This is a genomic window from Alteromonas sp. 5NS40-0096 (assembly GCF_057544385.1).
In genome coordinates this window covers 804980-816721 of sequence record NZ_BAAJLQ010000002.1, presented here as the reverse complement: position 1 = coordinate 816721, position 11742 = coordinate 804980, and the positions used below count along the sequence as shown (strand labels likewise).

9 protein-coding genes are annotated in these 11742 nt (G+C 45.1%); 7 read left to right on the top strand and 2 right to left on the bottom strand.

The features are described from left to right. The first annotated feature begins 150 nt into the window (after positions 1 to 150). The 7 genes from AC27G9_RS09500 (at position 151) to AC27G9_RS09470 (ending at position 9732) form a co-directional block, all read left to right on the top strand. Positions 151 to 1179, top strand: a complete 1029-nt coding sequence (locus AC27G9_RS09500) for an ABC transporter substrate-binding protein (protein ID WP_487073439.1) — start codon at positions 151 to 153, stop codon at positions 1177 to 1179. 56 nt (positions 1180 to 1235) lie between these two features. Continuing rightward, complete coding sequence (locus AC27G9_RS09495; protein WP_487073437.1) at positions 1236 to 3092, top strand: ATP-binding protein; 1857 nt, start codon at positions 1236 to 1238, stop codon at positions 3090 to 3092. A 122-nt stretch (positions 3093 to 3214) separates the two neighbouring features. Continuing rightward, positions 3215 to 4012 carry an RNA polymerase sigma factor gene (locus AC27G9_RS09490; RefSeq protein WP_487073435.1) on the top strand — a complete coding sequence of 266 codons (798 nt, stop codon included), beginning with the start codon at positions 3215 to 3217 and terminating at the stop codon, positions 4010 to 4012. Continuing rightward, a complete protein-coding gene (locus tag AC27G9_RS09485) occupies positions 3996 to 4643 on the top strand; it encodes an anti-sigma factor (RefSeq protein WP_487073433.1) in 648 nt (215 codons plus the stop codon). Before AC27G9_RS09490 ends, AC27G9_RS09485 begins: the two co-directional genes overlap by 17 nt. A 47-nt stretch (positions 4644 to 4690) precedes the next feature. Then, complete coding sequence (locus AC27G9_RS09480) at positions 4691 to 6091, top strand: peroxidase family protein (RefSeq protein WP_487073431.1); 1401 nt, start codon at positions 4691 to 4693, stop codon at positions 6089 to 6091. Position 6092: 1 nt separating this feature from the next. Then, the gene (locus AC27G9_RS09475; protein ID WP_487073429.1) at positions 6093 to 6545 is read left to right on the top strand and encodes a hypothetical protein; all 453 of its coding nucleotides are present in this window, start codon (positions 6093 to 6095) and stop codon (positions 6543 to 6545) included. Beyond that, on the top strand, positions 6520 to 9732 hold the full coding sequence (locus tag AC27G9_RS09470; protein WP_487073427.1) for a CHAT domain-containing protein: 3213 nt from the start codon (positions 6520 to 6522) through the stop codon (positions 9730 to 9732). Before AC27G9_RS09475 ends, AC27G9_RS09470 begins: the two co-directional genes overlap by 26 nt. Here the strand turns inward: AC27G9_RS09470 and AC27G9_RS09465 are convergent. After that, positions 9714 to 10913 (bottom strand): hypothetical protein, encoded by a 1200-nt coding sequence (locus tag AC27G9_RS09465; RefSeq protein ID WP_487073425.1) that lies wholly within the window; start codon positions 10911 to 10913, stop codon positions 9714 to 9716. The two genes, AC27G9_RS09470 and AC27G9_RS09465, sit on opposite strands and share 19 nt — an antisense overlap. Positions 10914 to 11040: 127 nt before the next feature. Beyond that, on the bottom strand, positions 11041 to 11733 hold the full coding sequence (locus tag AC27G9_RS09460; RefSeq protein ID WP_487073423.1) for a pirin family protein: 693 nt from the start codon (positions 11731 to 11733) through the stop codon (positions 11041 to 11043). Between the last annotated feature and the right edge of the window lie 9 nt (positions 11734 to 11742).

Sequence of the window (11742 nt, the reverse complement as noted above, 5' to 3'; positions counted from 1 at the left end):
CATACAAAGATTAGCACTTGTTTAAAAAGTTGATGATATTTATCGTCTACCCATAACAGCTTGCAGATTCATCGAATCCCCGTCGTTTTCTGTTGCTAATAAACGGCTTCCGCACTACCATCACAAGATATGGTTTTAACTTAGTGTCTTATGCGCCGTTTTGTTACCGCACTGATATTGATGTTGTTGGCAGAGACCGCCTTCGCCAATCACACCGAATCACACCCACCTGCCGTCAATATTTTAATCCTTGAAACCATGGATAACCCCATTGTGCTGCGCTCGTGCAAAGCCTTTGTGCAAGAGCTCACAAACTTGTTACCCGATCGTCGGCTTAACTTCATTGTCAAAAACGCGCAAGGCAGCTTACCCGCAGCAATGCAAATGCTTGAAACCAGCCTCAGTAACGAAAAACCCGACTTACTGGTATCCGTTGCGACACTGGGTACGAGAGCCGTTTTCAATGCAACCAAGTCTCACGATATCCCGGCGGTGTTTATGGTAGTGAGTGATCCGGTCGCAGAAGGCATCGTTTTGCAAATCGGCGAGACAAGTGAATTTAACATCACTGGTAAAACGCACGTAGTTGAGAGCAAAGTGAAAGTTGATATGCTCAATCGAATCATGACTTCTCGAGCTCATGAGCATGATGTACACAAAATCGCCTTACTTGCATCAGATTACCCTTCCTCTGCAAACGCCGTTGAGAAGCTCGTGGCAGCTGCAGCGCTTGTCCCATCGATAGAGTTTGTTCCCGTTCGATTTCAATACCTGTCTGGTAACGACAATGTCGCTGTCATGCACAACGAAATCATAGCCAGGTTAGATGAGGTTGTAGATGAGGTAGATGGTTACTGGATGCCACCAGGTCCTGCAGCTCACGACGACAAATTGTATCGCTTAGTACAGCAAACCTATCAACTTCCACTGCTGTTTTCAGAGCAAGAAGCAGCAATTAGAGATGGGGCACTTATCGGTGTTTTCACTGATGAAAAAACCATTGGTAGGAATGCCGCCGTACAGGCTCGTCAGATTATAATGGGTGAAGAAGCACGTAATTTACCTATTGAACGCCCGACCAATTTTATTGTCGCTATTAATATCAACACTGCGATATCACTGGGGTTTACTATTCCATCTGATATTCTGGAGTTAGCCAAGGACAACGTTTACCGCTAGTTATGCAGTTAAAGTCAAAACTCCTATTTATTTATATCCCAATTTTAATGAGCGGCATGGCTAGCTTGGGGTATTGGTCGTATACACAAGCGTTTAAAATAGTGAAAGAGCAAGAGTTTAACTTACTTGCGATTTTAACCAGCCAAGTGGTAACGACAAAAATCGAAGACCGCTTTGACTTACTTTCTCGTTCTGGCCTGCAAAACGTCAGCTCATTTGAGGCAGCCTACAAAACTGAGGTGTTCGAAGAGCTCAAATCTTTGGCTGACAATACGTCAAAGGATTACCATATTCTTGACAGTAAAAGTGGCAATCTGATTTTTACAACGTCTCAAGCACAACTCCCATTACTATGGAATCCTCAAGCGAGCTTTATTCAAAACGATTACGAAGTGACAATGGGAACCTTTGCCACTGATATTGACCAAGGGCTATTTGCGAGTGTCATTTTTTCCCCCTGGCGCTGGCAAGTCTATGTTACTGAGTCAGAATCGGCGTTAGAAGCGCCATTAGATAACATTGCCGAGTTCACCTCAATCTCGACGATTGTGGCCTTAATCGTAACCATAGTTCTCATTTGGTTTGCTACACAAAAAATGCTGATTAGCAAAATTTTGAAACTCCAACATACCGCCAGCGAGATTGCCAAAAACAATACTTTCGTACCGAGTCAGTTCAACTCGACAGATGAACTGGGAAGGTTAGCCAAAGACATGGAAGCCATGTCTTTGGCCATCGTCACCAGTTTAGAAAAGGCCAATTTAGCAAGCAAAGCCAAAACTGAATTTTTAGCCACGATGAGCCACGAAATTCGCACGCCATTAAACGGCATTGTGGGCATGGCCAAACTACTCAGAGATAGTCCACTGGACGACGACCAAGTCACTTTAGTGACGAATCTCGTGAAATCTGCCAATACACTAACTTCAGTGATCAACGATGTACTGGATCTGTCGAAAATTGAATCGGGTAATATCGAATTTGAAAGTATCCCCGTCGATTTACACGATTTAGTGTACAGCGTGAATGTCATCTTCAATATGCTGGCTCAGGAAAACAACACTGAGCTGTTGTGCAAAACGGACATTCCTAAAAACAAAATCGTGTTCAGCGATATAGTGCGCATTCGCCAAATATTGATTAACCTAGTGAGCAATGCCGTCAAGTTCACCCATACTGGGCAAGTCAATGTCAAAGTGAAGTTGAAGAACGAACGACCCAGCCCGACTTCAAGTCGACTAAACGCCGACCTGCTAATGATGGTCAGTGACACTGGTATTGGTATTCCCGCTGACAGGCTAGAGGCTATTTTCGAGAGCTTTACCCAATCTGATAACTCAACAACTCGCCAGTATGGCGGGTCGGGATTGGGTCTATCTATCGTGAAGAAGCTTGTCGATTCAATGCAAGGCAAAATTACCGTTGTCAGCACCCCAGGCAGCGGTTCCTCTTTTAAAGTGTCAATTCCTGTTTACTTAGAGCTGAAATCACCAAAGCACTCGCTTACAAAGCCGCAAGGAACGTCAACACCTCAAGCCTCCTCTGCGCGTATCCTTCTGGTTGAAGACAATGACATTAACGCTGTTATCGCTAAGGCATTTTTGTCTCAGCGTGGTCACCAAGTTGACCATGTTCTGAATGGGCAAGAGGCCTTAGACATTGTCCAAACCAATACTTACGACCTAGTACTGATGGATGTCCATATGCCTGTCATGGACGGGACAACCGCCACAGAAAAAATTCGTGAATTGCCGTCTCCCATAGGTGACGTTCCTATCGTTGGTTTAACCGCTGAAGCCTTTGAAGATAGACACAAAGCGTTTATTGCATCGGGTATGAATAGCGTCATTACAAAACCCCTTGATGATGACGCTCTGGCAAGTCAAATTCAGCGTTTTACTCAATCGCGATAACCTGATTCAGTGATACAAAATCAGTCAAAAAACTCGCCATTGCTCAAAGGCTTATTCATTGCGCAAGACCGCGAATTCATTTAGTCTATTAAGCATAATAAAAGTCCATATCTACTAATAATATGATTGAGAGTGAACACGGTAACGCCGTTTCACCCGAAGTGTTGTTGTCAGAAATCGCGTCGGGGAATAAAGGCTACGAGCAAAAACTCGTTTCAAACTATTGGAAAGGGCTCTATTTTGTCCTCAATCGCCAGTCTCAAAATCCGGATTTAGCGGCCGACCTCACTCAGGAAGCCTTACTCGTTGTCATCGTAAAAGCAAGAGCGGGAGAGATCACCACGCCATCTGCTCTGCCTGCCTACATACGTCAAACTGGGGTCAATCTTCTCATCGCTCATTATCGCAAGGAACAGCGCCGCAAAACAGATGATACCGATGACATCGACGTGCAGTTTTCTGATGCTGCTCCGGAACTTGCCCAGCAAATGAATACTGAAAACCTCGCAGCGCTCGTTGACCAAGTATTGCGAGAGTTACCAACAGAGCGAGACAAACAAATTTTAATGCGGTTCTACAAATACGGTGAAGAAAAAGCGGTAATTTGTCAGGCATTAGATTTGTCATCCGATCATTTTGACCGTGTTTTGTTTCGCGCTAGGCAGCGCTTTAAGCAGATTCTTCGCACCAAGCTAAACCTCGATATACAGCAGGTTAGTTTAGCGCATCTGTTGAGCTTTGCGGCGTTATTTGGCACCGCGCAAATTGCTATGGCAGACAGTGAACATATTTTATTCGATGAGATGAGAGATTATGTCGCATCAGTTCACTTGGTAAACAGCGACACTGAAGTATTGCCATCCAGTTTGGCGACGAAAAGCAGTATTTCGCTGAGGAGATTGCATGACACCACCATTTGACAATGATTCGATTGACCGCCAAGCCCAACGCTATTTGCAAGATAAACTAAGCGATAGCGAAAAAGCGGCGTTTGAAGCCTACATTATTGCCAATCCTCACGTCGTAGAACAATTGGAAATCGATGCAGCATTAACATCAGGCTTTAGAGCGTTAAACCCCGTATCTGTGAGACAACGGCTAATGGCATCGCTAAAGGCTTGGCTAACCCCTCAAACTTTAGTCGCGAGTGCATGTACCTTCGCTTTAGGTATCGTGGTTTCTTACGTTATGCCTCTCAATAATGCGGAAAATGGCATAGCCAGTGTATCTAATGTCGTATACCTAGATACGCTTCGTTCATTTGAACCGAGCGATAACGTGATTAATATCGGCAATACCAACCAGCATGAGTTTGTATTCTTTTTGCAAACGGGTCCCCGTCAGAAAGGTCCTTTCGAAGTATCATTATGGCAAAAAGAGACAAATGAAGCTCAACTGAATCTCAGTCACGCACCGCTCACAAACACTGGAGAAGTCGTCGTTACAGTACCTGCGAGTATTCTTCAAGATGGCACTTACACGCTAGATGTGACCGATATCAGTTCTCAATCGAAAACATCTACACAATTTACTGTCGTCAGAGAACAATGATGCACAATGAGCAAGGTTGCTCAAGCCGTCAATCAACAAGGTGCCCAATGAGTGAGTCGACCATGCCAAAACTATCTCGGGGGCTAATGGTCGATCTCGGTGACTTAATGCATTGCGCCGAAGATGCTGGCCTGTCTACCATTCTCTCTGGCTACACCTATCTTGGCCAATTTATTGATCACGACATGACGCGGAGTGAGGGAGCGGATGACCCCGGGCCCGGCCTATGCAAACATGCTGCGATTGGTAACCTAGTGACACCTGAGCTCGACTTGTCCAGTGTATATGCGCCCGGAGGGCTACGACAACAGCAAGCGGCAAACCAAAACACTGGAGAGATGCTACTCGGGCCTATTTCAGGCACTACGCCATTTACCCGGGGTGCCCATGACTTGCCCCGTGACCCAAATGGCTATGCCTTGATCCCGGATGACAGAAATGACGAAAATCTGATCATCGCACAGTTACATGTGCAATTTCTTTGCTTGCATAACGAATACGTAAGGGAACTCAAGGTGAGTACCCCTTTACTCTCACCTGAAGAGGCTTTTTCGCAAGCGAGAAAGCTGTGTCAAAACACTTTTTTACATATAGTCTACGGCGACTTCTTAAAGCAAATGTTGCACCCTGAAGTTTATGCTCTGTATTTTGGCGTTGCTTCTGATACCCCTTTTAGCAATGACGATCTCAATGCATTTAGAGCGATGCCATTTTTTACTGCTGGTAAGACTATCCCCAATGAGTTTCGCATGGCCGCATTTCGTTATGGGCATGGGATGGTCAGAAAAACGTATATTATTAATCACCATTTTGATGACATTAAAATCGACGATTTGCTTCTCTGGACAGGTGAATTTGGACTCTTTGACCACAGTGTATTGCCAAGTCATAAGGTGGTAGATTGGCGAATCTTTTTTGACAAAGATTACAGCCCCAATCAGAGCAGTAAAATCATCATGCCCGCGGTGAGTATCAATCTACCTGATGCGGCACTACCGGGCACTAATTTAGCCAGTCGCAATCTGTTGCGCCACCTCGAAACCCAATTACCTGACGCGAGACAAACCCTAGCGCATATCATTGCACAGCCGATGCCTCATGCTGTAAAAGTTCATCTCAAAAACTTATTTGATAACACTCCCGACTCAATTGTTAATCCCAATATTGGTTTTAAAGAAGACAACTTTCTAAACCTCCCCGTGGGAACCTATTTAGGCATGTTGGATTATATTGCTGGCGGAGAAGCGCTAAAGCGCCACCCTCCGCTGTGGTACTACATATTATGTGAGGCCTATTACGAATATGGTACTCACTTGGGTCCACTTGCAAGTTTCATTATTGCCGAAACCTTCTATCGCCTATTACCTAGCGAACTGGCGTCATTACCAGAAAGCGAAGTAACAAGCATGATAGACCTCATAACAAAAACACAGTCAAAGGAAAATTAGCATGGCAAAGAAAGACAAATATGTTGGCAAGTGGACCTATCTAGACTCGGGTGAAGAGTTACCAGGCTACCCCACGAGGGCGCAACCGGGAGACACATTTAACATTGATATTTGTGTAAAAATGCCCGATTTTAGGGTCTATAAAGTCGTTCACAAAGGTGAACGTGGTGGAAAAAAACGCACCTTAGAAACGGCTTATTTTACCGCCGACAAAAAGGGGTTCCCCTCCAATTTGTTAGACCATGACAATGGCGCAATGTACTTCGTACGCTACATGAAAGTCATGAAAGGGAAACGTCTGATGACCTACGCCGCCAAGCTTCCAAAGAAAATGGCTGAAGTGGATAGCTTTGAAAAGTGCAATACTAAGGGATTAGAAACCAAAAAGGAAAACGCGTACTTCGCGCGTGTTTGGGACTGCAGTAATAATGGAAATGATGGCGACGAGTGTTAACAGTCTGAAGTTAGGCTTTTTGCTGCTGATTGCATGTTTTAGCGCGCGATCAGCAGCTGTTGAAGTATGTGCCGAGCAATGGAAAGATAAACCACTGATTCAGGCTATCTCAATGCCAGCATCAGCAGATTTGGTGCGGATTGAAAGTCGAGGACTCGATGTCATCATCACAGCTGGAGAGCATCAACAAATTACCTTCGACTCTCCGGGTGATTACATTGGCCCAGAATACATCGCCGCTGATTTACTTGAGGTTTCCGGCGTGTCTTTATCTCAGCCACTTTGTGTGTATGCAAAGTACACTGGCACAGTAGTCAACGAATCGACAAATACACTTATCACCATACAACCCACCGCTTCATCCATACAGTCACAAGCGATAACAAACGCCGCCTTTTCTTGGAACGACGACGACCTTGTCAGCCAAAAAACAGCAGCAACTTCACTGACCAACACGCTGTTGGCAACAGACCCCCTACAAGCTGCCGTCAATGACGATTTGTTTATCAGCGCCTTGTATGCAAATTTTCACGTGTCTGATTTTGAAGCGATAAAAGCGATAGTTGACCATTATGCACTTGATACTAACAGTCAATACGCAGCCAATGCCCATTTTATCCATGCTAAAGTTGGTTTGTTGACCGCACAAGCTGGCGACGTCTTGCCCAAACTCCTGCAAATTGAAGAGCAGCAACAATCTTCTCCACTGACCCCAAATCAGCAAGTAGAACTCGCACTGTTGCTGTCCAATGCCTACTTTTCCCTAAATCAACTCGCGGATGGAGAAAAGGCCTTAGAGAATGTTCGAAGTCTTATCGAAGGTACAGGTGTTGACCCCAGGCTAAAGACGGGATACTTCGATAACATGGGCCATCAGCAACTCATTCGCTATTACGAAGGGATGGGGCAAGAGCCGCTGACCGAGCTTCAAACTGGTTTGGACTATCAATACCGTGCATTAGCGTTGACTGCTCAAACGGGTGATGTTGCGAAGAAAATCTCTATCCACGGTAATACGGCCTGGCTTCATCGCTCTGCGGGTATGTATCAAAGTGCTTTACGGCACTATTTAATCGCGCTTAAGTTTTCGGAGGATTATGCCAGAGATATCAATCGCGTTTACTTATACCGCAATATTGCGACTGTGTACTTATCTACTGGTGCGAAAGATAAAGCCAAATCTTATTTAGAAAGTGCCACGGCATTAAGTGAAAACTTATCGCAATACTGGCAAATCAAGCTACAGTGTTTAGCGTCATATTATCATGTTGATCAAGCACCATCACGGCGAGTCTGTATCGAGTCGCTGCGCGAATTGATCACTCAAAAACCCAACAATATCGCGTTAAAAGAAAGCTTACTGGAGGCGCTGTCTGAGGACGGTTTACTGGCACTAAACGCTGGTATCGATAGCGACTCAACGACAAGAGTCGCGCAAATTGAGTACCTGATGGGCCAAATAAAAAGCAATGCGGTAAAGAGTAAGGCACTGCATTACTTAATGGTCAACAAATTTGCTCAGGGCGATTACGCATCTGGATTAGAGCTGTTTCAGCAAGCGCAACAAAAGCTCAAACAAAGCTCACTACCCGTGCTTAAAATAGACTTACTTTCTTCATTGTTTGATACACACTTCCATCGTTATTCATTGCTTGAGAATGACGAGATTGAAACCATACTGCTCGAGTTCATCGCAATAGGGCGCGAATTTAGTATCAATGAACTGGGGCCTTCGTGGAGTCATCGCGTTAATCACTTCTTTACTCAGTACATCGTATCTTTGATTGAACAGAATAAAATTGAGCAGGCATTTGAATGGTATGCCCGATCTCGTATTTTTAGTCACGTGAGAGCTCAGGTCCAAAATGCTTCCCAAATAAGTCACAAGAGCTATCTGACGTCGCTGAGTGAAAATGCCACTGCTTTAGCAGCATCAAATACCCCGACAAATGCGAAAATCAATGTAGACATCGCCAGAGACCTTTTATCATTAAATCAATGGCTACCGGATGATGACCCTCAACTCATTGAAATCGCGAGATTTAACCAACAAAGAATGACCAATTCAGAAGACAATGCGTTCAAACCACCTTCCCTACAAGACGTTCAAAGCCACCTTGCAAATAACGAAGTGATGCTCGCTTACTTTAATGATGGCCAACGTTATTGGTCTTTTGTGATATCGCCCAAATCGCTTGCTGTTGAGCCGCTAGGGGACAACCAAACGGTAAACGCGCTGGTGTCTGGGTTCGTCGGAGACTTGAGCAACCCAAGACGAAACTACCGTGAGCACGCCTCTAGATTAACCCAGCTCACCTTGCCGAAAGCCATCAATTTTGAAGCGACTAGCAAGCTGCGTGTTCTCGCCGAAGGCGCGCTCCATCGATTACCATTCGCGGTTTTACTCACGCCAAATGACTCGCCGTTAATCGATAGCATGACGGTAACCAATACGCGATTTTTAACCGATGAATCGAATGTTGACAGCCACCACTATGATGTTGACTTAAGTATTTTTGCCGCCCCAACGATAACGCCACAATCGACAGGAAATACTTGGGCTTCATCTCTGCCAGATCTGCCTTGGTCTGAATTCGAGGCAACGGAATTAGCCAACGTATTTGGAGATAGCACAATAAAACTCTATACCCATGAGCGAGCGAATCGAGAAAACTTGTCGCACGTCGACACTCGAAACGCCCGTATATTACACATTTCTACCCATCACTTTTTTAGCCCCCAACAACCTGATAATGTGGGTTTTACCCTATCGACCATCGACAATTTAGGCCAGTATGACCCGGGGTTCGTGGGAAAGGAAGAGATTGCCCATTACCGCTTTAACAACGATTTAGTGATGATAAATGGCTGCGGGTCGGCGCTGGGCAACCAGTCTGCTGGCGTTGCCATGTTAGGCGTGTCGAACGCCTTTTTGTCGGCTGGAGCAAACAATGTAGTTTCGACGCTTTGGCCTGTCTCAGACCGAGCATCAGCGACCTTCTCTATTTATTTCTACGAAGCGTTGAAAAGCAACGCCTCTTACGAAGTCGCATTGCAGATGGCACAGGTAAGAATGAAGCGTTCACCGCGATTCAAGCATCCGTTCTATTGGGCCGGATATACACTGAACACGGCACAATTTAATGGTAATGCCGATCGTGTCGATACCTATTCTTTTTCAGATTGAAGTCTAGCTCTTTCCTGACTTCTGGCTTCGGCCATAAATTTTGACTCGCCGGGCACTGTCACTTTGGGTAACACGGCTTCAATATGCGGTCCTATGTATTGCGAAGGAAACGACGCTCTAAACTTGATAAATTTATCCTTGTACTTAAACAGGTACACACTGGTAAACGACTCTTCACCGAGTTCGCTAAAATAAGAGCCGCCAAAGTGGATGCCGTCGAGCATCATATCGCCATGAGGCAGCACTACTTTTTGCGCCTCAGAGAACGCTAAGCCTTCCCATTCTTGTTTCGTAATAACGTACTCAATTTCCTTTTGTACGTTCGCCATTTCATTGTTAAGCAGGGTTTCACTGTCATTCAAATCGACACTGCGTATCGGGTAAACAAACACATCAATTTTGTCGTTAACGTACTCTGGACTTAAATACGTCGCCATCACTCCTAGAAAAGGGTCGAAAAACGCAAACTGCCCTGCATACTCAAACTCAGAAATTGTCTCAGGAAAAACCACATCGTTGGCATAATCAGTAGATTCGAGCACGTTAGCAATCAAAGAGCTGGAAAATACGTTCTCTTGTTGGAAGTCGGCGATGATGTGTGACACCAGACTTGCCGCAAAATCTTTGTCAGCTTTTTCGTGATCACTAAACAAAGAGACGGTATTAATGTGAGGTAACTGATAAGTGAACTGCTTAAGTTTGACATCTCTCCAGTACAATGACACCTCTGCCCTCACTTCAGACTCCGAGGTCATTGGAATCAGTAGCAATGATGCTCCGCTCACAACGGCATTGGTCAAATCACCTGCGGTTTCGTTCAACAAGCTCACCGTCGAAATCGCGACTTTAAACTCAGCATCTTTGTCAGCGAAACTCACGTCATCAAACATATTGGACTGTTCGAATGCCTTCCAATAATAAAGGGTATCTACTGTATTTTCGGAACAGTAGTGCAAAGCCGATTGCGCATCAAAGGATAAGCATTCTTGCCGCAAACGCTGACTTGGGTCGTCATAAAAAACGGAGAGTTCTGGAAATTTAGCTTCAGTATTGGTGTCGTATTCTGCTTGAATGTTGGAGGAAGTCGAAGCACATCCTCCTAGCCAATATGTAAAGAAGAGAATTGACGCTAGCTTCGCTATCGAGAGCTTACGTTGCTCTGTGTTCCATTTTGCAGTCACTGTTTTTATTATCCCAAAATCGCTCTCACATCATAGTGTCTGATCTTAGGCTAAATTGAAAGTGGAATTACGGCATTAAAGGCCCCCAGCATGGTGTTACTGGCATGCTGGAAACCCAAAAGTACTGCTATTGTACCGGCGGTAAATCGAACCAAATCGCCTCTACCGGCGTGTCTGCTTTTATCACGAGGTCTTCTCCGGTCACAGCAATAGCGTCACCGGGCCCCAGACCACCATCATCGGTGACCAAATTGCCTTTCACAATATGTAGATAACCGACACGGGCACCAGGGTTCAATTCGAAATTCTCATTTGAGTCCAACACCAGTCGCGACATATAAGCATCTTGCAGCATCGACAATGTACCATTCTCACCCGTTGGGGTAATCAAGGGAGTAAGCTGGCTAGTCTGCTCGATTTTCTGTTGTCCATATCGAGGCTCACCGCCTTTTTGATTGGGTTGAATCCAGATTTGCAAGAAGTTTACCGATTCCGTTTTCGATGCATTGTACTCTGAATGCGTAATTCCACGGCCGGCGCTCATGATCTGAATGTCCCCTTCAGGGACTATGTATTGATTGCCTCTACTGTCTTTGTGCTCAAGCGCGCCAGACACGACGTAAGAGATGATTTCCATATCCTTGTGTCCATGGGTATCAAACCCTTTTGCCGGTTCGACAATATCATCATTAATCACTCTAAGCGCTGAGACTCCCATGTGATTGGGATCGTAATAGCTGCCAAACGAAAAGCTATGGGCACTTCTCAACCAGCCAAAATCGACCTTACCTCTTTCATTCGCACGTCTAATATATTTCATCACTTACCT